Origin of the sequence: Streptomyces sp. NPDC102462 (genome assembly GCF_044765425.1) — a bacterium.
Classification (GTDB): domain Bacteria; phylum Actinomycetota; class Actinomycetes; order Streptomycetales; family Streptomycetaceae; genus Streptomyces.
The window spans coordinates 61,747-84,528 of the sequence record NZ_JBIWKB010000020.1 but is presented as its reverse complement, the minus strand read 5'-3'; the positions used below and the strand labels follow the sequence as shown (position 1 = coordinate 84,528).

18 protein-coding genes and 1 pseudogene are annotated in these 22,782 nt (G+C 72.7%); 7 read left to right on the top strand and 12 right to left on the bottom strand.

Annotation, left to right across the window (positions count from 1 at the left end):
• Positions 1-68: 68 nt before the first annotated feature.
• The 12 genes from ACIRFL_RS19255 to ACIRFL_RS19200 form a co-directional block, all read right to left on the bottom strand.
• Positions 69-1,133 (bottom strand): alpha/beta hydrolase, encoded by a 1,065-nt coding sequence (locus ACIRFL_RS19255; protein WP_404029789.1) that lies wholly within the window; start codon positions 1,131-1,133, stop codon positions 69-71.
• Positions 1,134-1,319: 186 nt separating this feature from the next.
• A complete protein-coding gene (locus ACIRFL_RS19250) occupies positions 1,320-1,469 on the bottom strand; it encodes a hypothetical protein (RefSeq protein ID WP_404029787.1) in 150 nt (49 codons plus the stop codon).
• 9 nt (positions 1,470-1,478) lie between these two features.
• On the bottom strand, positions 1,479-2,519 hold the full coding sequence (locus tag ACIRFL_RS19245; RefSeq protein WP_404029785.1) for a macrolide family glycosyltransferase: 1,041 nt from the start codon (positions 2,517-2,519) through the stop codon (positions 1,479-1,481).
• Between the two features lie 54 nt (positions 2,520-2,573).
• The gene (locus tag ACIRFL_RS19240; protein ID WP_404029881.1) at positions 2,574-3,542 is read right to left on the bottom strand and encodes a Gfo/Idh/MocA family protein; all 969 of its coding nucleotides are present in this window, start codon (positions 3,540-3,542) and stop codon (positions 2,574-2,576) included.
• A 14-nt stretch (positions 3,543-3,556) separates the two neighbouring features.
• Entirely contained in the window at positions 3,557-4,954 is a 1,398-nt protein-coding gene (locus ACIRFL_RS19235) for an NDP-hexose 2,3-dehydratase family protein (protein ID WP_404029783.1), read from the bottom strand.
• A gap of 43 nt (positions 4,955-4,997) precedes the next feature.
• The gene (locus tag ACIRFL_RS19230) at positions 4,998-5,741 is read right to left on the bottom strand and encodes an NAD-dependent epimerase/dehydratase family protein (protein ID WP_404029781.1); all 744 of its coding nucleotides are present in this window, start codon (positions 5,739-5,741) and stop codon (positions 4,998-5,000) included.
• Positions 5,742-5,783: 42 nt separating this feature from the next.
• A complete protein-coding gene (gene rfbH, locus ACIRFL_RS19225; RefSeq protein ID WP_404029779.1) occupies positions 5,784-7,112 on the bottom strand; it encodes a lipopolysaccharide biosynthesis protein RfbH in 1,329 nt (442 codons plus the stop codon).
• Between the two features lie 2 nt (positions 7,113-7,114).
• Complete coding sequence (locus tag ACIRFL_RS19220; protein WP_404029777.1) at positions 7,115-8,113, bottom strand: NAD-dependent epimerase/dehydratase family protein; 999 nt, start codon at positions 8,111-8,113, stop codon at positions 7,115-7,117.
• Positions 8,100-9,086, bottom strand: coding sequence for a dTDP-glucose 4,6-dehydratase (gene rfbB, locus ACIRFL_RS19215; RefSeq protein ID WP_404029776.1), 987 nt, complete (start codon positions 9,084-9,086; stop codon positions 8,100-8,102). Before rfbB ends, ACIRFL_RS19220 begins: the two co-directional genes overlap by 14 nt.
• Positions 9,083-10,150: a glucose-1-phosphate thymidylyltransferase gene (locus tag ACIRFL_RS19210; protein ID WP_404029774.1), complete on the bottom strand. Its 1,068-nt coding sequence runs from the start codon at positions 10,148-10,150 to the stop codon at positions 9,083-9,085. Before ACIRFL_RS19210 ends, rfbB begins: the two co-directional genes overlap by 4 nt.
• 120 nt (positions 10,151-10,270) lie before the next feature.
• On the bottom strand, positions 10,271-10,843 hold the full coding sequence (locus ACIRFL_RS19205; protein ID WP_404029772.1) for a dTDP-4-dehydrorhamnose 3,5-epimerase family protein: 573 nt from the start codon (positions 10,841-10,843) through the stop codon (positions 10,271-10,273).
• A 47-nt stretch (positions 10,844-10,890) separates the two neighbouring features.
• Positions 10,891-12,177 (bottom strand): activator-dependent family glycosyltransferase, encoded by a 1,287-nt coding sequence (locus ACIRFL_RS19200; RefSeq protein WP_404029770.1) that lies wholly within the window; start codon positions 12,175-12,177, stop codon positions 10,891-10,893.
• Positions 12,178-12,602: 425 nt separating this feature from the next.
• On the opposite strand from ACIRFL_RS19200, the gene ACIRFL_RS19195 reads away from it, so the two are divergent.
• From ACIRFL_RS19195 to ACIRFL_RS19165, 7 genes and pseudogenes are all read left to right on the top strand, one after another.
• Positions 12,603-13,853 (top strand): sensor histidine kinase, encoded by a 1,251-nt coding sequence (locus ACIRFL_RS19195; protein ID WP_404029768.1) that lies wholly within the window; start codon positions 12,603-12,605, stop codon positions 13,851-13,853.
• Positions 13,854-13,933: 80 nt separating this feature from the next.
• On the top strand, positions 13,934-14,542 hold the full coding sequence (locus tag ACIRFL_RS19190) for a DNA-binding response regulator (protein WP_404029766.1): 609 nt from the start codon (positions 13,934-13,936) through the stop codon (positions 14,540-14,542).
• A gap of 909 nt (positions 14,543-15,451) precedes the next feature.
• Complete coding sequence (locus ACIRFL_RS19185; protein ID WP_404029764.1) at positions 15,452-17,347, top strand: 2-oxoacid:acceptor oxidoreductase subunit alpha; 1,896 nt, start codon at positions 15,452-15,454, stop codon at positions 17,345-17,347.
• Positions 17,337-18,392, top strand: coding sequence for a 2-oxoacid:ferredoxin oxidoreductase subunit beta (locus ACIRFL_RS19180; RefSeq protein ID WP_404029762.1), 1,056 nt, complete (start codon positions 17,337-17,339; stop codon positions 18,390-18,392). The genes ACIRFL_RS19185 and ACIRFL_RS19180 overlap by 11 nt, the downstream gene beginning before the upstream one ends.
• A pseudogene (fdxA, locus tag ACIRFL_RS19175) lies at positions 18,389-18,655 on the top strand (ferredoxin); the annotation flags it as partial. The gene ACIRFL_RS19180 and the pseudogene fdxA, both read left to right, overlap by 4 nt.
• A gap of 335 nt (positions 18,656-18,990) precedes the next feature.
• Entirely contained in the window at positions 18,991-19,998 is a 1,008-nt protein-coding gene (locus tag ACIRFL_RS19170; RefSeq protein WP_404029761.1) for an AfsA-related hotdog domain-containing protein, read from the top strand.
• A gap of 8 nt (positions 19,999-20,006) precedes the next feature.
• Entirely contained in the window at positions 20,007-22,778 is a 2,772-nt protein-coding gene (locus ACIRFL_RS19165) for an AfsR/SARP family transcriptional regulator (protein WP_404029759.1), read from the top strand.
• Positions 22,779-22,782: the final 4 nt, after the last annotated feature.

The following is a 22,782-nucleotide window of genomic DNA, read 5'->3' as shown; positions in this document are numbered from 1 at the left end:
CCAGGGCCGCACAGTGCCGCCCGGGACGCCGCGGGTCGCGGCGTCCCGGCTCCCGCCCCCGCTCACGCTCACGCGACTCTCCCGCCGAGCGGGGCGCGGGAGCCCGGCCGGGCGCCGCGGCGGGCGACGCGCAGCCACAGCAGCTGGGTGATGAGCCAGCGTCGCATCGCGCCGAGATGGGCGGGCGAGCCGTGCACGTCGTCGAACGTCCTGAACCGGACGTCGTGGAGCGTGTCGCGCAGCAGCGTGCGCTCGGTGTCCGGGATGATCTCGTCGCGGCTGCTGGCGACGTATCTCACGGGGATGCGCAGCTGCCCGAGCTGCTTCGGCGTGAGGGCGAACTCCGGCAACAGGGCGTGGAGTTGGGTGAGGTCGTCGCTGCCGGTGAGCCGGCGCAGGGTGTCGGCGGTGATGCCGGGCACACGCGGCCACCATGTCCGGTCGGCGAAGAAGGCGGCGACGGGCGCGCCCACGGTGAGGACGCGGCGGATGCGCGGGTCCTCGACGGCGGCGCGCAGGGCGAGGTGGCCGCTGAAGCTGAGGGCGAGCATCGAGGTGTCGTCGACCCGGGCGCGGTCGGCGAGATGGTCGAGCAGCAGGCCGAGGGTGCGCCAGGAGTCGGGGCCGTAGGTGAGGGTGTTCTCGCCGACGCCCGGCAGTTCGGTGACGACGGCGGCCCAGCCGAGCCTGCGCAGCAGGGGCAGCAGCGGCGCCCACTGTTCCTTGACGCTGACGATGCCGCCCATGACGAGCAGCAGCGGGCGGGATCTGCCGAGTCCGGCGGCCCAGCAGGCGACGGTTTCGCCGCCGTGGTCGAACTCCAGGCGTTCGATGCCGTCCTGGCCGCGGCGCCACTGGTCGAAGGTGTCGACGCAGAGCCGCTGGGCTCTTCGGCGGTCGGGGTCGCCGTGGTACGGGAAGCGGGCGAGCGCGTAGTGCCGGCACGCGTCGAGCAGGTCGCCGCGTTCGGCTGCGGCCCGGCCCTCGGCGGTCCACACCGCGGCCCAGGAGCCCACGTCCCCGGTGGTGTCGTTGGTGATCCGGGCGAGCACACGTGTGGCGTGCTCGGGCGTCATGCCCTGGCCGCGGGCGTGCAGGCGGGCGAATTCCTTGAGTTCTTCGAGATGGTCCATCAGGTCGGTCACCGTCCCCGGTAGGTGCAGGGCGCCGTCGCTGCGGCGCGGACCGCGGCCGCGGGGCCCGGTCGACTGCGATAGTGCGGCGGCGTCGGGCCTGCCGGTGTCGTACGGCCTGTGAGCGGGGCCGTACGACACCGGTGCGGCCGCCCGCGGCACGGGGGCGTGCCGCGGCGTCGGTGGTCAGCCCAGCTGGGCGAGGTGCTGCTCGACGGCGTCGGCCGCGACGGCGGGACCGTTCACGGACCGCATGCGCTCGCGCATGGCCCGCACCCGGTCGGTCACGGCGGCGTCGCCCGTCACCTGGGCGGCGGCCTCGCGCAGGCTCCGCACCGTGACGTCCTACTTGGCCAGCCGGCGGCCGAGGCCCAGCTCCGCGACGCGCTGGGCGTTCGCCCGCTGCTCGCTGGTCTGCGGCACGACCACCATGGGCACGCCGTTGTCCAGCGCCTCCATGGTGCTGTTCATCCCGCCATGGGTGATGAACAGCCGGGCGTGCCGCAACACGTCGAGCTGCGGCGCGTACCGCCGTACGTCGACGTTCGCGGGCAGCGGCCCGAGACCGGCCGGGTCGGTGTGCTCGCCGACGGTGATGAGGACGTCCCACTCGGAGCCGCCGAAGGCTTCGACGGCCATCGTGAAGAACTCCGGCCAGCCCCTGGCCGAGGTGCCGAGCGAGATCAGCAGCACGGGCCGGTCCGCCGAGGCCGGCCGCCAGCTGCCCTGGTAGGGGCGTTCGGCGATGCAGGGACCGGTGAAGACGAACCGTTCGTCGAAGGTCTCGCCCGCGTACTGGAATTCACGCGGGAGGAAGACGATGGCGCGCTTCTCGATCGACGAGAGGAAACCCATCGGGTCGGCGGGCAGGCCGAACCGGGGCAGCACGCCGGCGAGCTGCTGCACCGCCTCCATGATCTGCGGGTCGGTCAGCTCGGCGACCGGGAACTTCTCCCGGAGCGAGAAGTGTTCGTTGGCGCCGAACACCGGATAGGTGCGGATCAGCGGGATGTCGTTCTTCGCGGCGAGGAAACGCGCTCCCCACGCCATGAAGTCGTGGACGATCACGTCCGGGCGGTTCTCCTCGTAGAACGGCGTGACCTGTTCCACGAGTGCGGTGCTTTCGTCGAGGCACCGCAGTCCCTCGCCCGCGTTCTCCTCGGCGGTCAGCGGGGCCCGGTAGAAGTCGCCGAACACCGAGTCGTAGCGGACCGGTTCGGCGCCCGCCGCCTTCACGATGGGCGCGAAGTGGTCCGTCACGGTGCAGGTGACGCGATGGCCGCGCCTGACCAGCTCCTCGACCACGCCGATCGTGGGATTGACATGGCCTACGGCCGGAAAGTTGAAGAAAGCGATGTGGCGTTGCACGAGTGTGTCTCCTTCCATGCGCTGCCGGTGTCCTTCGGCCGGTCGTCGCCGAGGCACCCGGGCAGCGGCCGCTCATCCAGTTGCGTGGGGTTCTTCGCGCGCGGCGAACCGGTGTATCTCGTCGAGGAGTTCGGCCTGCCGCAGGGTGGCGCCGTCGTCCGGCGGGATTCCGGTGCGCACCGCAGCGGCGAAGGCCGCGACGGTGGCCGCCACCTGGTCGTGCGGTGCGAGCCGGATCTCCTCGGCCGTCCGGCCGCGGCGCAGGCCGATCACGGGGATGTGGTCGGCGGGCGGGGTGAACGCCCGGTCGACGGTGATGCTGCCCTCGCTGCCCCACAGTTCGTACGACGAGCGGTAGGCGTGCTCCATGCCGAAGGTGATCTGGGCCGTGACGGTGCCGGGGGTGCCCAGCAGCGCGGCGCCCGCGGTCTCGACCCGCCGCCCCGCGCCCCGGGTGAGGCGGGCGCCGACGACGCCGAGCCGGCTGCCGAGGAAGTGCAGTGCGGCCCGCAGCGGGTAGACGCCGACGTCGGCCAGCGCCCCGCCGCCGAGTTCCGGGTCGTAGCGGATGTCCGTGTCCGCCAGCGGCGGGATGGTGAACGCCGCGTGGAAGGCGCGCAGTTCGCCGATCGCGCCGTCGGCGACCAGGCGCCGCACCGCCTCGTGCCGGTGGTGGTGGACGAACATGACGTTCTCCATGAGCACCAGGCCGCTCCTGCCGGCGAGTTCGAGGAGTTCCGCGGTGCGCCGGGGGTTTGTGGTCAGGGGCTTCTCGGCGAGGACGGGCCGGCCCGTGCTGAGCGCCGCCTCCGTCCACCGGGCGTGCAGGGCGGCGGGCAGCGGCACATAGACGGCATCGACGTCGTCCTGTGCGAGGAGTTCCGCGTAGCCGTGCACGGCACGGCAGCCGTAGCGTTCCGCGACCTGCCGTGCCTTGGCCGCGTCCCGGCTGGCGACGGCCACGATCTCGACGTCAGGGCTGGCGGCGAAGGCGGGGAGCATGCGGCGCACCGCGATGCCCGCGCATCCGATCACCCCCATCCGCAAGGGATTTGTCACCGGTCCTGCTCCGCGATCGCGTTGAGGCAGGCGAGCATGGTGCGGGCCTGGACGTTGAGGTAGTGGCCGTGCCGGACCAGGGAGGTGAGCTGTCCGGGGGTGACCCAGGCGTAGCCGGGCGGCGGGGTGCGCGGGGCGTCGGTCTCGCCAGCCCGGACGACGAGGAAGCGGCTCTCGGCGTTCAGGAAGCGGCCGCCCTCCTCGGAGTGCACGACCTCGTAACGGATGCGGTCAGGACCCGCGCCCAGCACCGTGTCCAGAAACCTGGGGCGTTGTCCGTCGGGCAGATGGGCGTAGTTGTCCGGGGTGCACTGCACGGTGGGTCCCAGTTCGACGGTGTCGAGGAAGCCGCCCTCGACCCGGGCGTGCACCAGTACGTGCGCGACGCCGCCGAACTCGCGGGTGAGGAAGGCGGTGACGCCGAGGCCGACCGGCTCGAACAGGGGCTGGGTCCAGCCCGTCACCTCGCGGTTCTCCGCCTGTACGGACACGGCCACGACCTTGAAGTAGCGGCCTTCGCCGTGCTCGATGGCGCTCTCGCCGCGCTTCCAGCCGGGAATGGAGTCCAGCGGGACGCGCTCGGCCCGCACGCTGTGCCGGGTGCGCTCGCCCGTGATCCACGAGTGCAGTTCGGTGTCGGTGAGCAGGGCGCCGGGCGCGGCGTCCGCGACGGGCAGACAGGACAGCACGGTACGGGAGTCCATGTTGACCACGTTGTCCCGGTGCAGCAGTGCGTGGATCTGGCCGAGGGTGAGCCAGCAGAAGTCGTCGTGCAGCGGCACGTCGCCGACGGCCTCCACCACCATGTTGCGGTTGGCCTTGCGGTAGAACCACGAGCCGTGCTCGGACTGCAGCACGTCCGCGACGATCCGGCCGCGGTCCGGCCCGACGAAGTACTCGATGTATCTGACGTCGGCGCCCTGGTGGGCCTTGGTGTAGTTGCTGCGGGTCGCCTGGACGGTGGGCGAGAGCTGGAGCAGGTTCGGGTTGCCGGGCTCCATCTTCGCCTGCATCAGGAAGTGCAGCACCCCGTCGAACTCCCTGACGAGGATGCCGAGGACGCCCACCTCGGGCTGTTTGATGATGGGCTGGTACCAGTCGGCGTACGGGCCGTCGCCGTAGGGTTCCCCCTCCTCCGTGACGTGCAGGCCCTCGACGGTGAAGAACCGGCCGCTGCGGTGCACGAGGTTGCCGGTGGACTCCTGGAAGGACCAGCCCTCCAGCTCCGCGAACGGTATCCGCTCCACCCGGAAGGTATGGGCTCTGCCCCGTTCGGCCAGCCAGTCGCCGAAGTGCTCGGTGCGCAGGTGTGCGCCCTCGGTGGCGGCGGCCGACAGCGCGATGCGGGCGGGCAGGCTCGTGTTCTCACGCGTCTGGAGGATGTGGGACGGCATCGGAGGGACTCCCCGCCTTTCTCGTGATGCGTACGCGGTCCGGTCAGGCATGTTCGGCCGCGAGGAAGTCGTTGAGGACGAGGCGGTAGTAGGCGGGGCCGAAGCCCATGTCCGCCACCTGAGGGACCAGGGCGCGCAGCTTCTCGGTGGAGATGGCGTACTGGACGCCGGTGTCCACGTACTCCTTGCGCGGTGTGAGTCCCAGCGCGCCGGCGAGGTGGTCGACGATGTCCTCCACCGGGACGGCGTGTCCGGAGGCCACGTTGACCGTGTCGGCCCGCAGACCGGCGGCGAGCAGCCGGTCGATGATCGTGATCGCGTCGCGTACCCGGATCAGGTCCCGGGAGGCGCCCCGGTGCATGGCCACCGCCCCTGCGCGGACCTGCCGGAACAGCGTGGGTATGAGCTGGTGGTACCGGCCGTGCGGTCCCACCAGGTGCGCCAGCCGGAGGATCAGGTGGTCGGCCCCGGAGTCGCGCAGTTGCTCCTCGAGGGCGAGTTTGTGTGCGCCGTAGGGGGTGTAGGGGGTCACCGGGGTGTCCTCCCTGCCGGGTCCCTCGGCGAACCCGTACATGCCCGTCGCGGCCGTCGAGAAGAACACCAGCCGCTGTCCGGTGGCCGCGCACTGCTTGGCGACGTCGCGCAGCAGTGCGGCCTCCCGCGCGAAGTCCGCGTCCGAGGCGCCGCTCGTCCTGGACTCCCCCGCCGCGAGGGCCACGGTGCCCGGATGCCGGCCGGCCAGCGGACGCAGGCTGCGCGCCAGGAATCCGGTTCCCACTATCTCCATCGTCCTCGTCCTGATCTGTGGGTGGGAGGCGGTTGGTCGGGCTCAGCCGCGCTGGGCGACGAACTCCTTGATCGTGGCGGTCATGTAGTCGAGCATTTCGTCGGTGAGTTTCGGGTAGACGCCGATCCAGAAGGTGTGCTCGGTGATGACGTCGCTGTGGGTGAGGTCGCCGACGACGCGGTGGGGGCGGCCGATGTAGGCCGGCTGGCGGGTGAGGTTGCCGGCGAACAGCCGGCGGGTGCCGATCTTCCGCTCCTCCAGGTGGCCGACCAGTTCGGCGCGGGTGAAGCGGGCCTCGGGGTCGACGGTGATGACGAAACCGAACCAGCTCGGTTCGGACCGCGGGGTCGGCTCGGGCAGCAGCAGGCCGGGCACGCCGTCCAGTCCCTCGCGCAGCCGGCGCCAGTTGCGCCGCCGTGCCTCGATGAAGCCGTCCAGCTTGTCGAGTTGCGCGAGACCGAGGGCGGCCTGGATGTCGGTTCCCTTCAGGTTGTAACCGACGTGGGAGAAGATGTACTTGTGGTCGTAGCCGGCGGGCAGGTCGCCCATCTGGTACTCGAACCGCTTGAAGCAGGTGTTGTTCTTTCCGGGTTCGCACCAGCAGTCCCGGCCCCAGTCGCGCAGCGATTCCACGATGCGGGCGAGGACCAGGTTGGAGGTGAGGACGCAGCCGCCCTCGCCCATGGTGAGGTGGTGCGCCGGGTAGAAGCTGACCGTGGTCAGGTCTCCGAAGCTGCCGGTGAGCTGTCCGTCGTAGGTGGAGCCGACCGCGTCGCAGTTGTCCTCGATGAGGAACAGGCCGTGTTCCTTGGCGAGTCGGGCCACCTCGGCGACCTCGAAGGGGTTGCCGAGCGCATGCGCGATGATGATCGCCCGGGTCTTCGGTCCGATGGCCCGCGCCACCCGGTCGGCGGTCGTGTTGTACGTGGCCAGGTCGACGTCCACGAAGACCGGCAGGAGCCCGTTCTGCAGGATCGGGTTGACGGTGGTGGGGAAGCCGGCCGCGACGGTGATCACCTCGTCGCCGGGCCGCAGCCGCCGGTCGCCGAGCTGGTGCGAGGTGAGGGCCGTGACGGCGAGGAGGTTCGCCGACGAACCGGAGTTGGTCAGATGGGCCTTGCGGCGCCCGAGGCGCTTGGCGAACGCGGACTCGAACTTCTTGGAGCTGGGTCCGGCGGCGATGCGCATGGTCAGCGCGGCCTCGACGAGGGCGACCCGGTCCGCTTCGTCCAGGACCGCGCCGGAGGGCCAGATCTCGGTGACGCCGGGCACGAACTCCCGGTCGGGCGCGGTCTGCCGGTGGTAGCCGCGGACCGCGTCCAGCACCCGTTCCTTGCTGTCGATGCCGCTGTGGTGGCTGTTGCCGCTCATCGTCATGTCCTTCCGTTGACGGGCGTCGGCACCGTGGCCGAGAGCAGGTCGCGCAGCGAGGCGTCGAGGGTGCGCCGCGGCTGCCAGCCCAGGACCCGCAGCGCCCGTGAGACGTCCAGTTGCTGCCACTGCGTGTCGCTGCGCGCGGGCTGGTCGGCGACGGTCTCGACGACCGGGAGGCGCACGCCGCTGAGTTCGACCATGCGGTGGACCAGCGCGTCCATCGGGACCGCGGCGCCACGGCCGATGTTGACCACCCGGCCGCTCAGGCCGGTGCCGGGCGCGGTGGCGGCGGCCCGTACGGCGTCGACGGCGTCGTGCACGTCGAGGACGTCGCGGTGGGCGCGCAGCGGTGGGAGCCTCAGCTCCTCCGGTTCCTCGCCCAGGTGCCGGGCGCGGGCGGCCTCGCCGAGGTGCGCGGCGACGCGGCCGAAGAGGCTGCCGGCCGGCACGCCGGCGCCGATCACGTTGGCGAGGCGGAGCACCACGCCGTCCAGGCCGTCCTCGGCGGCGGCCCGCAGGACGGTCCGGGTGCCGAGCAGTTTGGTGCGCCCGTACGGTGTGACGGGAGCGGGTTCCTGGTCCTCGCTGGTGCCGGTGCCCGGTGTGCCGGCGCCGTACTCGTGGACGGTGCCGAGCTGGATCAGCCGCGGCGGGCGGGGCAGACAGGTGAGCGCGTCGGTGACCCGGGCGACCAGGTCGGCGTTGCCCGCGGTCATCTCGGCCTCGTCGCCCCGCCAGACCAGGCCGGCTGCGTTGACCACCACGTCGGGGCGGACCGAGCCGAAGAACCCGGTGAGTCGGCGTGTGCCCGCGGCCAGCAGGTCCAGGCGGACGTGCCGGGCGTCCACGGGGCCGGGCCGGGCGGGGCCGCGGGACACCAGGTGCACCAGGGCGCCGTCGGCGCGGAACGCCTCGCCGATGCGGCGGCCAAGGTAGCCGGTGCCGCCGAGCACCACGACACGGAGCCCGGCCGCCGCGCCGCCGTCAGCCGGCCGCACGTTCGGCCCCGTACTTGACGGTCTTCCACCAGTCGGGGTTGTCCCGGTACCAGGCCACCGTGGCGGCCAGGCCCTCGTCGAACCCGGTCAGCGGCGCGTAGCCCAACTCCTTGCGGATCTTGGACTCGTCGATGGAGTACCGCAGGTCGTGTGCCTTGCGGTCGGCGACGTGACGGATCATCTCCGGGCCCGAGCCGGTCAGTTCGAGCAGTTGCTCGGTGATGGCCCGGTTGGTCCGCTCGTTGCCGCCGCCGATGTTGTAGACCTCACCGGCCCGGCCGCCCTGGAGCACCAGGTGGATGCCGCGGCAGTGGTCGTCCACGTGCAGCCATTCGCGGATGTTGCGTCCGTCGCCGTACAGCGGCACCTGCCGCCCTTCCAGGAGGTTGGTGACGAAGAGCGGGATGAGCTTTTCCGGGTGCTGGTGGGGCCCGTAGTTGTTGGAGCAGCGGGTGATGGAGAGGTTCACGCCGTGGGTGCGCCAGTAGGTGCGGGCGACCAGGTCGGAGCATGCCTTGGAGGCCGCGTAGGGGGTGTTGGGCAGCAGCGGCCAGTCCTCGCTCCAGGAGCCCTCGGCGATCGAGCCGTACACCTCGTCGGTGGAGACGTGCACGACTCGTTCGACCCCGCCGGCCAGCACGGCGTCGAGGAGCGTCTGGGTGCCGAGCACATTGGTGCGGAAGAACTCCCCCGCGCCCTCCAGCGAGCGGTCCACATGGGATTCCGCGGCGAAGTGCACCACGGCGTCGTGTCCGGGCAGCAGTTCGCGCAGCAGACCCGCGTCGCAGATGTCGCCCCGGACGAACTCGAGGCGCGGGTGCGCGGCCGGCAGATTGCCGCGGTTGCCGGCGTAGGTGAGCTTGTCCAGGGCGGTGACCTGGGCGCCTTCCCAGCCCGCGTAGGTGTCCGCGAGGAGGTTGCGGACGAAGTTGGAGCCGATGAAACCGGCCGCGCCGGTGATGAGGATCCTCATGCCGCGACTTCCACTCGGGTGTGGTCTCCGACGACGAGGCGGTAACCGTCCGCGCTCTGCTCGCTGGTGCCGACGCAGGCGGAGCGGCCGATGACGGAACTGCGCAGGCCCTGGACGCCGGTGACCGAAGCCCCGTCCAGGGCGATGGAGTACTCCAGCCGGCTTCCGCTGACGGTGCAGCCGCGCCCGATGGAGGTGTGCGGGCCGATGTGGCTGTCCTCCAGGACGGTGCCGGCGCCGATGATCGCCGGTCCCTCGACGCGGGAGCGCACGATGCGCGCGCCCTCCTCCACGACGACCGGCCCCGCCAGCACGCTGGCGTCGTCGACCGCGCCCGCCATGTGGGGCCGCAGGCTCTCCAGGATGTGCCGGTTGCAGTCCAGGACGTCCTCGACGTTCCCGGTGTCCTTCCAGTAGCCCTCGTACTGGCCGGCCCGTACGTCCGCGCCGGCCGACACCAGCCACTGGACGGCGTCGGTGATCTCCAGCTCACCGCGGGCGCTGGGCTCGATGGCCCGCACCGCCTCGTGGATGGCGGCGGTGAAGAAGTACACGCCCATCAGGGCCAGGTCGCTGCGCGGCTGCTGCGGCTTCTCCACCAGGCGCAGCACCTCACCGCCCGCGCCGAGTTCGGCCACGCCGAAGGCGCGCGGGTCGGGGACCTTGTACACCACGACATGGGCGGCCGGGCGGTGCGCGGCGAACTCCTCGGCGATGCCCGCGATGCCCTCGGGCAGCATGTTGTCGCCGAGGTACATCACGAAGTCGTCGTCGCCGAGGAAGTCGCGGGCGATGGCGACGGTGTGGGCGAGGCCGAGCGGTGCGTCCTGCCGGATGTAGGTCAGCCGGGCCCCGAACCGCGTTCCGTCCCCGAGCGCCTGGCGGATCTCGGGGCCGCGGTCGCCGACGATGACCCCGATCTCGGTGACGCCCAGGTCGAGGATGTTCCTCAGGACGTATTCCAGGACGGGTGTGTTGGCGATGGGGATGAGCTGTTTGGGCATCGAGTAGCTGAAGGGCCGTAGGCGGGTGCCCGATCCGCCGGACAGCACCAGAGCCTTCATGGCAGGTCCTCTCGGTTCATGTGGTGGTGCCTCTTCGGTCTGGTGCGCCTCGCGCGGCCGCCCGGCCGTGCGCAGGTGGTCCCGGTGCGGCGGCGGCCGGCAGGACAGGGTGACGCCGCGTCAGGCGGCGGGGTAGCCGGACAGCGTGCCCGCCGCCAGGGCCTCGGCCAGCGTGGGCGCCTTCGCGTCCTTGTCGGAGAGCAGCGGTGTCCCGGCGCAGTCCCAGGGCAGGTCCAGGTCGGGGTCGAGCGGGTTGATGTCGATCTGGGTGCCGGGGACGTAGGTGCTGGAGACGACGTAGCAGATGCAGGCGTCGTCGGTGAGCGCGAGGAAGCCGTGGCCGACGCCCTCGGGGACGTACACGGACCGGCCGGAGGCGGAGTCGAGTTCGTTCACCTGGTGCCGGCCGAAGGCGGGCGAGCCGACCCTGAGGTCGACGACGATGTCCCGCAGCGCGCCCCGGACGCAGGTGACGAACTTGGCCTGGCCTGGGGGGATGGTCACGCTGTGGATGCCGCGCAGGGTGTGCCGCCTGGACACCGAGTAGTTGATCTGCCGGGGCCGGAAGTCGATTCCCGCGGACCGCTCCAGTGCGTCGGACCGCATCGACTCGTAGAACACGCCCCGGTCGTCGGCTATGTGCTCCGGCTCGATCAGGAACGTGCCGGGGATGGTGGTTTCCTCGATGCGCACGGCTCGCTCGCCTTCCCGTCCTGGATTCGACACGTGCGGTGCGGGCCTCAGCCGCGGTGTTCCGCGGTCAGCCGCTCCAGGACGGGGACCACGTCCTTGGGCGCCGGTGCGGCCAGCATGTCGTCGTACAGACCGCGGGCGCCGAGCCGGAAGGACGGCTCCTCAAGGAGCCGGACGAGGTCCTTGTGCAGGTCGGCGACGTCGATCGCGGCGGGTTCTGCGGCCAGTCCCGCGCCCCGGCGCACGACGTAGCGCGCGGTGACCATCTCGTCCCACATCGGCAGCGGCACGACGAGCTGGGGCACCTGGAAGGCAACGGCCGCGGCGAACGTTCCGCCGCCGCCGTGGTGGATGATCGCCGAGCTGGTGGGCAGCAGCTGGTTCAGCGGTACGTACTCGATGGCGCGGACGTTGTCCGGGAGGGTGCCCACGGCGCTCAGCTGCTCGCCGTTGAGTGTCGCGACGAGTTCCAGGTCGAGGCCGGACACGGAGTCGAAGAACTCCCGCATCGGGAAGCCGCTGTGCTGACCCGCGAGCAGTCGGCGGCTCACCCCGAGGGTGAGCACCGCGCGGGGCCGCTCGGGCCGGGAGTGCAGCCACGGGGGCAGCGTGGCGGCCCCGTTGTAGGGGACCCGGCGGACCGGGACGTACGTCAGGTCCAGCGGGGTGCGCATCCGGGACTGGGTGAGGTCCAGGGTCCACTGGCCGACCAGTGTCTCCTCGGTGAAGTCGAGGCCGTAGCGCTCCAGCGCCGGGCCCAGCCACCGCAGCCACGGGTCCTCGGTCAGCTCCGAGGACGGATCGGCCAGCTCCTGCCGCGTCCTGGCGCGGATCAGGCCGATGTTGTCCATGCCGAACAGCAGCCGCGCGTGGGCGGCGCCGCAGGCGCGTGCGGCCACCGCCCCGGTCGGCGCCAGCGGGTCCCACAGCACCAGGTCCGGGCGCCAGTTGCGGGCGAAGTCGACCAGGTCGTCGAGGACCGGCCGCCGGCCGCCCTCGGCCCGCTCGGGCGGGTAGTACGCCTGGAACATGCCCGCGAGGACGGCCCTGGTGGTGCGCCAGGCGTTCTCGTCGTCGGGATCGAGGGCCAGGGTGGGCCGGTCGGGTCCCGCGGCGGCGATGAGCGGCGCCAGCGAGGCGGTGAGTTCCTCCTTGCCGCCCAGCGACACGGCGGTGAGGCCGGCCGCGGTGATGTTCGGGATCACCTTCGGGTCGACCACGCCCTCGGGGCTCGCCAGGACGACCTCGTGGCCGGCACTCTGCAACGCCCAGGCCAGCGGGATGGCCGGATACAGGTGTGCCGATGTCGGAAAGATGGTGAATAGAACGCGCATCGCTGACCTCTCCGAGACTGCCGGCCCGACGCCGACGCATGCTGTTCGCTCGAATCCTGCGCGGGGGCTCTAAAGAGCCGCTTGTGCACGGCGCGCGGCGAGTGGCCGCCGGGCCCGGGCCTGCGCGGTGTGCCCCGGCGGGAGCGGAAGCGGCCCGGCATCCGGTGACCGAAATGGTTCCTGCCGGATGCGGGAGTTCCGGATGTGCTTGCGTTCGGGCCGCTTTTTCGACTACCCGTACTCTTAGCGAGAAACGACGGGTTCGCCCGCGCGGAAAAGGTGAATCCGTTTCAACTCTTCGGCGTAAGGCCGCCGGTTCCGCAAAATTGAGCTCGTAACACCCTGATTGCTGCACAGTCTTTACGACGGTGACTTATCATCCCCCGCAGGCAGGATGGCGCACATAGTTGCGAGAGGCCGTGCGGATGATGGACAGTCACGACCGTTCCGGCAGTGCGGACGAGTCGAGGGGCGGCAGACCCGGGGCGGTCGCCCCGCCCGGACCCGTCCATCACCTCCCCGCACCCCGGATCGCCCGCACCGTCCTCGTCACCGCGCTGCTGGGCCAGGCGCTCCTGACCACGACCGGCATCCTGACCGCCGGTGCCTCCCCCGCGGCCGAGGCGACGGGTCTGGTCCTGCTTCCCGCGCTGCTCGCGCTGCAACTCCTGCACAGCGCGCCGTCCGGCAACCGGGTGCCCCTGAGGCGCAGATGCCTGACCCTGGCCCTGCAGGCACTCCTGACCTATCTGCCGCTCGTGATCTTCCACGTCCTCTGGGAGACCATGGCCGGCTGCCTCGCCGCCTCACTCCTGCTCCTGCTGCCCCGCCGCGCGGCCTGGCCCCTGTACGCGGCCGTGGGGCTCAGCGTCCTCGTCCCTGCCCTCCTCCAGGGTCTGCCCCTGCTCCAGAGCGTCCACCTGACCGACACCACCCTGCTCACCGGGCTCGTGCTGTACGGGCTCGCCCGGCTCAGCGGGCTCATCACGCACCTGCACACCACCCGGGGCGAGCTGGCCCGGCAGGCGGTCACCGGGGAACGCCTCCGCTTCGCCCGCGACCTGCACGACCTCCTCGGTTTCAGCCTCTCCGCCATCACACTCAAGAGCGAACTCGTGCACCAGCTCATCGCGACCCAGCCGGCCCGCGCCATCAAGGAGATCGACGAGGTCCTGGCCATCGCCGGCCAGTCCCTCACCGACGTCCGCAAGGCCGCCAGCGGTTACCGCGCCCTGTCGCTCCAGCAGGAGATCAAGGCGGCGCAGTCCATACTGCACGCCGCCGGCCTCCAGGTACGCACGGAAGGCGAACTCGGCGCGCTCGCCCCGCACCTGGACACCGCGCTCGCCACCACCCTGCGCGAAGCCGTCACCAATCTGCTGCGGCACAGCAACGCCGCGCACTGCCGCATCAGCGTCGCCCGGCACGACGGTGTCGTAAGGCTCCTGGTGGAAAACGACGGTGTCGATCCCGCCTACCACAACCCGGCGCCGCACAGCGGCAACGGGCTCGGCAACCTGCGCACCCGTATGACCGCAATAGGAGGGCGCCTCGAATCGGGTGTCGGAAACGACGGCACATTCCGCCTCGTCGCGGAAGCGCCCGTCAGAAAACCACCGGAAACCTCCGCGGAACCACGGGACATCATGGTCCCGCGCAACGGATCGGCCGCATGATCACATGCCTTTGCGGCAACAGTACGGACCACGACACCTCGCCACGATCCGGCCCCTCACGGACCGCAGACGGGAGCTCAGTGATACGGATACTGCTCGCCGAGGACATGAACATGGTCCGCGGCGCCCTGGTCGCACTGCTGAACCTCCAGGACGATCTCGAAGTGGTCTGCGAGGTCGAACGCGGGGACCAGATCGTCGACATGGCGCTCAAGCACCGGCCCGATGTGGCCATCATCGACATCGACCTGCCCGGGGTCGACGGACTGTCGGCCGCCACCCTGCTGCGGGAACGGCTCCCCCAGTGCCGCACCCTCATCCTGACCAGCCTCGGCCGCCCCGGCACGCTGCGCCGGGCCCTGGAGGCACGGGTCTCCGGCTATCTCCTCAAGGACGCGCCGTCCGGCGAACTCGCCCTGGCGGTACGGCGGGTGGCGGCCGGTCACCGGGCCGTGGACCCGGAGCTGGCGCTGGCCGCCTGGGGTGAGTTCGAGAGCCCCCTCACCGACCGGGAGACCCAGGTGCTGCGGCTCGCGGCGGAGGGCGCGGAGGCCCGGGAGATCGCCTCCATGCTGCGGTTGTCGGCGGGCACGGTGCGCAACTACCTGACCACCATCGTCAGCAAACTCAACGCGCGTAACCGCGTCGACGCGATCCGCATCGCCCGAGACGCGGACTGGCTGCCATGACACCGCACCCACGCGCTCCTCGCGGCCCGAGCGGCACGCCGGTGACGGTCCGCCCGCGGCCACCACGCCCGCCGACGGGGCGCCCCACACCCGCGACCCAGCCAACGCCCACCGCAGCCGGCGTCCGCGACGGCCGCCGATTGCCCCGCACTCACGGACGGCCCCACCGCACGTGACGGCGACCGACCGGGGGACCGTGGCCCAGACCGCGTCCGCGGTCCTCGCAGAGCGGGCCGTGCGCGAGGCGGGCGGCGGGCCACCGGGGATCGCCCGCGGGCACCACGCCCACCGCACCGCCCGCCGACCCGACGCCCCCCGCCCCACCGCAGCGCGTGCCTGCAACGGTCACGAGCCGCCCCGCACCGGCCCCGGACGCCCCAGCACACGTGACGGCGGACCGCCCGCGGCCCCATGGCCCAGGCCGCGGCCCACCGTTCTCGCGAGGCGGGCGGCAGGCCACCGGCGGTCGCCTGCGGGTGCCACGTCCGCCGTGCCGGCCGTCGACCGGGCACCCCACGCCCGTGACCAAGCCAACGCCCACCCGCCCCACCGCAGCCGACGTCCGCAACGGTCACCGGTTGCCCCGCACCATCCCCGGGCGGCCCCACCGGCCGTGACGGCGGACCGCCCGCAGGGCCATGGCCCAGGCCGCGTTCGCGGTCCTCGCGGGGCGGGCCGTGCGCGAGGCGGGCGGCGGGCCGCCGGGGATCGCCCGCGGGCACCGCGCTCGCACCGCCCGCCGACCCGGCGCCCACGACCGAAAGCAGGCCGACATGTGGGGTGTTGTCGGGGCCCGGGGCCTCGCCGGGGGGCTTTGGTCGGTCGCAAGGGGGGCTCACTAGCGTGCGGCGGCGGGCAGGCAGCTGCGTCGACGGGAAGGAGCGGCCGGTGGCCGTTGAGACGACTGACATGAGTGACACGGGCGCCCCCGAGGTCGGGGGCGGGACGGACCATGAGGTCCGCCGGCTGGACCGGGTGGTCATCCGGTTCGCGGGGGACTCCGGCGACGGGATGCAGCTCACCGGTGACCGCTTCACCGCGCAGACCGCGTCCTTCGGCAACGACCTGGCGACGCTGCCGAGCTTCCCCGCCGAGATCCGGGCGCCCGCCGGCACCCTGGCGGGCGTGTCCTCCTTCCAGTTGCAGTTCGCCGACCACGACGTCCTCACCCCCGGCGACGCACCGGACGTGCTGGTGGCGATGAACCCGGCCGCCCTGCGGGCGAACCTCGGCGATCTGCCGCGCGGCGCCGAGATCATCGTCGACTCCGACGAGTTCACCGGCCGCGCGCTGACGAGAGCCGGCTGGGCCGCCTCCCCGCTGGAGGACGGCTCCCTGGACGCCTACGCGCTGCACCCGGTGCCGCTGACCACGCTGACCGTGCAGGCGCTGAAGGACTTCGGCCTGACCCGCAAGGAGGCCGAGCGCGGCAAGAACATGTTCGCGCTGGGCCTGCTGTCGTGGATGTACCACCGCCCGGCCGAGGGCACCGAGGCGTTCCTGCGGCAAAAGTTCGGCAAGAAGCCGCGGATCGCCGAGGCGAACGTCGCCGCGTTCCGGGCCGGCTGGAACTTCGGCGAGACCACCGAGGAGTTCGCCGTCTCCTACGAGGTGGCGCCCGCGGCCGAGGCGTTCCCCACCGGCACGTACCGCAACATCTCCGGGAACCTGGCGCTGTCCTACGGGCTGATCGCCGCGTCCCGGCAGGCGGACCTGCCGCTGTACCTGGGGTCGTATCCGATCACCCCGGCCTCGGACATCCTGCACGAGCTGTCCCGGCACAAGAACTTCGGTGTGCGGACCTTCCAGGCCGAGGACGAGATCGCCGCCGTCGGCGCCGCGCTCGGTGCCGCGTTCGGCGGGGCCCTCGCCGTGACCACCACCTCCGGGCCCGGCGTGGCGCTGAAGTCGGAGACCATCGGGCTCGCGGTGTCCCTGGAACTGCCGCTGCTGGTCGTGGACATCCAGCGCGGCGGACCTTCCACGGGCCTGCCCACCAAGACCGAGCAGGCCGACCTGCTCCAGGCCATGTACGGCCGCAACGGCGAGGCCCCCGTGCCCGTACTCGCCCCGCGGACCCCCGCCGACTGCTTCGACGCCGCGCTCGACGCGGCCCGGATCGCGCTGACCTACCGCACCCCGGTCCTGCTGCTCTCCGACGGCTACCTCGCGGGCGGCTCCGAGCCCTGGCGCATCCCCCGCCTCGACGAACTGCCCGATCTGCGCGTGCGGTTCGCCACCGGACCGAACCACACCCTGGACGACGGCACCGAGGTGTTCCGGCCGTACAAGCGCGACCCCGAGACGCTGGCCCGCCCCTGGGCGGTGCCCGGCACACCGGGTCTCGAGCACCGCATCGGCGGCATCGAGAAGCAGGACGGCACGGGGAACATCTCCTACGACCCGGCCAACCACGACTTCATGGTCCGCACCCGCCAGGCCAAGGTCGACAACATCGCCGTACCCGATCTCACGGTCGACGACCCGCACCGCGCCCGCACGCTCGTGCTGGGCTGGGGATCCACCTACGGGCCGATCACCGCCGCAGTCCGCGGACTGCGCGCGGCGGGCGAGCCGATCGCCCAGGCCCATCTGCGCCACCTCAACCCCTTCCCCGCCAACCTCGGGGCGGTGCTGGCCCGTTACGACAAGGTCGTCGTGCCCGAGATGAACCTCGGCCAGCTCGCCGCCCTGCTGCGGGCCAGGTATCTGGTCGACGCGGACTCGTACAGCCAGGTCGACGGAACGCCGTTCAGGGTCGAGCGGCTCGTCACCGTTCTCAAGGAGGCCGTCCATGCCCGTTGAGGCGCTGTCCCTGGTGCCGAAGGCGGACGTTCCGCTGTCGGCACGCGACTTCAAGTCCGACCAGGAGGTGCGCTGGTGCCCCGGCTGCGGCGACTACGCGATCCTGGCGGCCGTGCAGGGCTTCATGCCCGAACTCGGCCTGGCCCGGGAGAACATCGTCTTCGTCTCCGGCATCGGCTGCTCCTCCCGTTTCCCGTACTACATGAACACCTACGGGATGCACTCCGTCCACGGCAGGGCGCCCGCGATCGCCACCGGGCTCGCCACCTCGCGCCGTGACCTGTCCGTGTGGGTCGTCACCGGTGACGGCGACGCCCTGTCCATCGGCGGCAACCACCTCATCCACGCGCTGCGCCGCAACGTCAACCTGAAGATCCTCCTGTTCAACAACCGCATCTACGGCCTCACCAAGGGCCAGTACTCCCCCACCTCCGAGGTCGGCAAGATCACCAAATCGACCCCGATGGGCTCGCTCGACGCGCCCTTCAACCCGGTGTCCCTGGCCATCGGCGCCGAGGCGTCCTTCGTGGCCCGCACCGTGGACTCCGACCGCGCCCACCTCACCGAGGTGCTGCGGCGGGCCGCCGCCCACCCCGGCACCGCCCTGGTCGAGATCTACCAGAACTGCAACATCTTCAACGACGGCGCCTTCGACGCCGTCAGGGACCGCCGGCGGGCCGAGGAGGCGGTGATCCGCCTGGAGCACGGCCGGGCGATCCGCTGCGGCGCCGACCGCGCCCAGGGTGTCGTACGCGACGCACGGACCGGTGATCTGCGGGTGGTCACCCTCACCCCGGACAACGAGGCACAGGTCCTCGTGCACGACGCCCACGCGGCCTCGCCGGCCACGGCGTTCGCCCTGTCCCGGCTGGCCGACCCCGACACCCTGCACCGCACGCCCATCGGCGTCTTCCGGTCCGTGGCCCGGCCGGTCTACGACGCCCTGATGTCCGAACAACTCGAAACCGCCGTCGAGCGGCAGGGCAAGGGCGATCTCGCCGCCCTCCTCGCCGGCACCGACACCTGGACCGTGGAGAGCCCGTGACGTACGTCATCGCCCAGCCCTGCGTGGACCTCAAGGACAAGGCCTGCGTCGAGGAGTGTCCCGTCGACTGCATCTACGAAGGCCCCCGCAAGATGTACGTCAACCCGGAGGAATGCGTCGACTGCGGCGCCTGCGAGCCCGTCTGCCCGGTCGAGGCGATCTTCTACGAGGACGCCCTGCCCGACGAGTGGTCCGGCTATCTCACCGCCGAACGGGAGGTCTTCACGACGACCGCAACCGGCGCGTCCGGCGGCGCCGAGCGCTCCGCTGGAAATGCCGCGCCGTGCCGTCGGTCGTCTGCGGCACCACCGTGGCCGGTCGCGCAGTTCCCCGCGCCCCTTCGGGGCGCTGCCGAACCACATGGGACTTCGCCGGACCTGCCCAGCGGGGCGCGGCCGTTGCCCCGGGACCATCCGGTCGTGGCGGCGGAACCGGCCAGGGCGGGCTGAACCTGCCAGGTCGCGGGGGTGTGGGCCCCCGGGCTTCAGTGCGGCTTCCCCCGTCCTTCAGCGGAGTCGGGCAACGTGCACCCCGTCAAGCGCACGTGCCCAGCAAGCGTTCCGCAGAGCCGCCGGACACCGCCGCAGAGGAATCCCCCATGGACACCCACACCGCACCGTCCCCCTCCCTCCTCGGAGCGCACCATCTGGTCCACAGGCCGGCCAGCCCCGAGGCCTTTCTGCTGAAGGCGACCGCGCCGGTACGGCAGAACTTCGCATTCTCTGCACAACTACCCGAAGAACACCCGCTGTTCGGCGACAGTGCCACGCGGTACCACGATCTGCTGTTCCCCGTGGAGTCGCTGCGCCAGACCATGCTGTTCGCGGCGCGCCGGTACTTCAGAGTGCCGCCCGGCTGGCACCCCGTGGTGGCCTCGGGCAGCGCCGCGATCACCCGGCTGGACGCCTGGCGGCGCGGCGGCCCGCCGGCCGGGATCGCCCTGGAACTCGGGATGACCCCGCTCGACGTCGTGGCCGGCGTGCCGCGCGGCCTGGACTGCGAGGCCGGCGTCTTCATCGACGGCGAGCGCTGCGGCACCGCCTCGGCCCGGCTGGTCTTCCTCACCCAGGGCGTCTACCGCGGCCACCGCGACCTCGGACGGCGGCAGAGCGAGGGGTCCGGAGCGGACCGGGACGAGGACCGCCGGCCCGCGGCGGTGCCGCTGCCCGAGCAGGTGGGGCACCGGGATGCCCGCAACGTCCTGGTCGGGCTGCCCGGGCACACCGGGACGGCCGGCCACGAGGAACTGGACTTCCCCGTCGACGCGAGGGCGGCGGCCGGGCTGCGCCTTGAGGCCGACGCGCCGGGCGAGGTGCCGCCGCTGCTGTTCCTGGAGGTGTCCCGCCAGGTGGGCCTGCTCGCCACCGCCGAACTGCGCGGCTTCGTGCCCTCGTACGCCGTGCTGTCCCGGTGGCAGGCCACGTTCCGGGGCTTCGCGGAGCCGGGGCTGCCGCTGCGCTGCACGGTGCGCGAGGGCGCGCGCCCCACGGACGGGCGGGTGGGCCGGGACGCGGAGGGCCGGCCGGTGGTCGAGCTGCGGCTCTCCTTCCTCCAGGGCAGCCGGGTCGTGGCCCGGGTCTCCGCGTCCGTGCTGCAGGACTGCTGAGCCGCGCGATGAGATACCGAGTGCTCGGCCCCGTGCACATGACGCCTCGTACGCCGTCCGCGGCCAAGCCGCGTGCGGTCCTCGCCACCCTGCTGGTGCAGCGCAACACGGTGGTCTCCACGCATACGCTGATCGACGAACTGTGGGGGGCACAACCACCGCGCACGGCCACCACCACCCTCCAGGTGTATGTGTCCCAGTTGCGCAAGGCCCTGCTGGAGGGCACCGACGGCGCCGGGGCCCGGCCGGGCGCGGCGCAGCCCCTGCTGACCCGGCCGCCCGGCTATCTGATGCGGGTCGCCCCGGAGGAACTGGACCTGGCCGTCTTCGAGTCGCTGCGGGCCGAGGGCCGGGCCGCCTACGGCCGCGGCGAGTACGAGGCCGCCTCGCGGGCGCTCGGCCGGGCGCTCGGACTGTGGACGGGACCCGCGCTGTCGGGCATACCGCACGGCCCCTCGCTGGAGACCTCCGCGATCCGGCTGAACGAGCTGCGCGCCGAGGTGCTGGAACAGCGGATCTCCGCGGACCTGCGGCTCGGGCTGCACCAGGAACTGGTCGGTGAGCTGATGGCCCTGGCCCATGAACACCCGCTGCGCGAGACGCTGCACTGTCATCTGATGGTGGCGCTGTACCGGTCCGGCCGGCAGTCCGACGCCCTTCAGGTCTATCAGCAGGCGCGGCGCTCGCTCGTCGAGGAGCTGGGGGTGGAGCCCGGGCCGGTGCTGAGCAGGCTCCAGGAGCGCATCCTCGCCTCCGATCCCTCGCTGGCCCGGCACGGCGGGCCGGAGCGCCGGCTCGCCACGGCCGACGGCCCCGGCGACCGCCCGGCCGGCGCGGCGCCCGGCGGACCGGACCGGGAGTCCGCGGGCGGCGGCCGGGCCGCGGGCCCCACGGTGTGGCTGCCGCCCACCGTGGCGGACTTCACCGGACGTGAGGACCAACTGGCCGCCGGTGAGCGGCTGCTGGCGGACGACACCGCCGGCCGCAGCAGGGTGCTCGTGGTGTCGGGCCGGGCGGGCGCCGGAAAGACGGCGCTGGCCGTGCGACTGGCGCACGGCGCCGCCGACCGGTTCCCCGACGGGCGGATCCTGGTGAGCTTGCGGGACGCCGGCGGGCCGGCCATGGAGCCGAGGACCGCCATGGCCACCCTGCTGCGACGGCTGCGCGGCCGAAAGGCGCCGGGCGCGGGAGGGGACGAGGACAGCACGCCGCTGCCGTCGTCGGAGGCGGAACTCGCGGAGCTGCTGCACCGGGCCGCCGGGGGCCGCAGGACGCTGATCGTCCTGGACGACGCCGTATCGGAGGCGCAGGTGCGGCCGGTGCTGTCGGCGCTGCCCGACAGCACGGTGATCGTGACGAGCCGTCAGGTGCTCGGCGCGCTGGAGAGCGTGCGGCAGCTGACCCTGGACGTGCTCTCCGCGGCCGAGGCCGAGGCGCTGCTCGCCGTGTGCGGCGGGCAGCGGATGCGGGACGACGCCGAGGCGGCGGCGGAGATCGCCCGGCTGTGCGGACGTCTGCCGCTGGCCCTTCGGGTGGCCGCCGCAGGGCTCGCCGCCCGCCCGCACTGGACCGCCGCCGGGCTCGCCCGGCGGCTGCGTGACGAACGGACCCGGCTGGCCGCGCTCGCCCTCGGCGACCTCGATGTGCGCAGCACCCTGCTGACCGCCTACCACGACGTGGACGAGGAGGCCCGGCACGCCTTCCGGATGCTCGCGCTGGCCCCGCTGCCCGACTTCGCGCCCTGGACCGCGACCGCGCTGCTCGGCACCGACCCGGCGCGGGCCGAACGCCTCACCGAGCGGCTGGTGCAGGCCCATCTGCTTCAGGCGCGGCGGCGGCCGGGGCGGCTGGCCCCCGTCCGCTACGGCTTCCACGCGCTGCTGCGCTCGCTGGCCCTCGACGTCCTGGCCGAGGAGTCCCCGCGGGAGGGCCACGCGGCCGTGGCACGGCTGTGCCGTGCCTATCTGGCGGCGGCCCGGTGTGCGGACGCACAGCTGGCGCCCGGCCGGGACCGGCTCGCCCACGACGGCGAACCGGTGGCCGGGATCCGGCCCGAGGAGATGGTCGGCCGCGCGCCGCTGCGGTGGTTCCAGGAGGAGTCCGCGGGCCTGTCGGAGGCCGTGCGGCAGGCCCATGCGGCCGGGCTGTGGAGGCTGTGCTGCGCGCTGGCCTCGGCCGCGTCCGGCTACTACGAGGCGGGCGCCCTGTGGGACGAGTGGGAGGCGACGCACGACCTCGCGCTGGACGCGGCCCGCACGGCCGGCGACGCGCACGCGGAGGCCGTGATCCTGCGCTCGCTGGGCGACCTGGCCTGGCAGCGCCACCGGACCGGGCAGGCCGTCGAACGGTACCGGCTCGCCGGGGACCTGTTCACCCGCCACGGTGACCGGGCGGCGGCGGGCCGCTGTCTGTCCGCGGAGGCGGACGCGCTCCTCGCGATGGGGCAGCTCGCCCGGGCCGGACGGGGCTACGCACGCGCCCTGTCGGTGAGCCGGCTGGCCGACGACGTGCGGGGCGCGGCCGAGTCGCTGCGCGGACTGGCCCTGGTGGCGCAGCGCGAGGGCCGCCACGAGGAGGCGCTGGCCCGCCTGGAGGAGTGCGAGGACGCCGCGCGCCGGGCCGGCGACCACCGCTGGACGGAGTACGCGCGGCGCACGGCCCTGGCCCTGCGCCTGGCACTGGGGTCCGGCCAGTCGGCCGCGGCGGCCTCGATCCCGCTCGAAGTCCGGCCCGGGGTGTGGCTGTTCCATCCGGTACGGCCGGGTCGGCGGGCCGCGTGAGGGC

Bases quoted from the DNA above. Each gene is read 5' to 3' on its own strand.
- ACIRFL_RS19170 (WP_404029761.1), top strand. From the start codon at position 18,991: ATGGACACCCACACCGCACCGTCCCCCTCCCTCCTCGGAGCGCACCAT.
- ACIRFL_RS19240 (WP_404029881.1), bottom strand. From the start codon at position 3,542: ATGGGGGTGATCGGATGCGCGGGCATCGCGGTGCGCCGCATGCTCCCC.
- rfbH (WP_404029779.1), bottom strand. From the start codon at position 7,112: ATGAGCGGCAACAGCCACCACAGCGGCATCGACAGCAAGGAACGGGTG.
- ACIRFL_RS19235 (WP_404029783.1), bottom strand. From the start codon at position 4,954: ATGCCGTCCCACATCCTCCAGACGCGTGAGAACACGAGCCTGCCCGCC.
- ACIRFL_RS19180 (WP_404029762.1), top strand. From the start codon at position 17,337: ATGCCCGTTGAGGCGCTGTCCCTGGTGCCGAAGGCGGACGTTCCGCTG.
- ACIRFL_RS19230 (WP_404029781.1), bottom strand. From the start codon at position 5,741: ATGGAGATAGTGGGAACCGGATTCCTGGCGCGCAGCCTGCGTCCGCTG.
- ACIRFL_RS19165 (WP_404029759.1), top strand. From the start codon at position 20,007: ATGAGATACCGAGTGCTCGGCCCCGTGCACATGACGCCTCGTACGCCG.
- ACIRFL_RS19185 (WP_404029764.1), top strand. From the start codon at position 15,452: ATGAGTGACACGGGCGCCCCCGAGGTCGGGGGCGGGACGGACCATGAG.
- ACIRFL_RS19210 (WP_404029774.1), bottom strand. From the start codon at position 10,150: ATGAAGGCTCTGGTGCTGTCCGGCGGATCGGGCACCCGCCTACGGCCC.
- ACIRFL_RS19255 (WP_404029789.1), bottom strand. From the start codon at position 1,133: ATGGACCATCTCGAAGAACTCAAGGAATTCGCCCGCCTGCACGCCCGC.
- rfbB (WP_404029776.1), bottom strand. From the start codon at position 9,086: ATGAGGATCCTCATCACCGGCGCGGCCGGTTTCATCGGCTCCAACTTC.
- ACIRFL_RS19200 (WP_404029770.1), bottom strand. From the start codon at position 12,177: ATGCGCGTTCTATTCACCATCTTTCCGACATCGGCACACCTGTATCCG.
- ACIRFL_RS19245 (WP_404029785.1), bottom strand. From the start codon at position 2,519: ATGGAAGGAGACACACTCGTGCAACGCCACATCGCTTTCTTCAACTTT.
- ACIRFL_RS19195 (WP_404029768.1), top strand. From the start codon at position 12,603: ATGATGGACAGTCACGACCGTTCCGGCAGTGCGGACGAGTCGAGGGGC.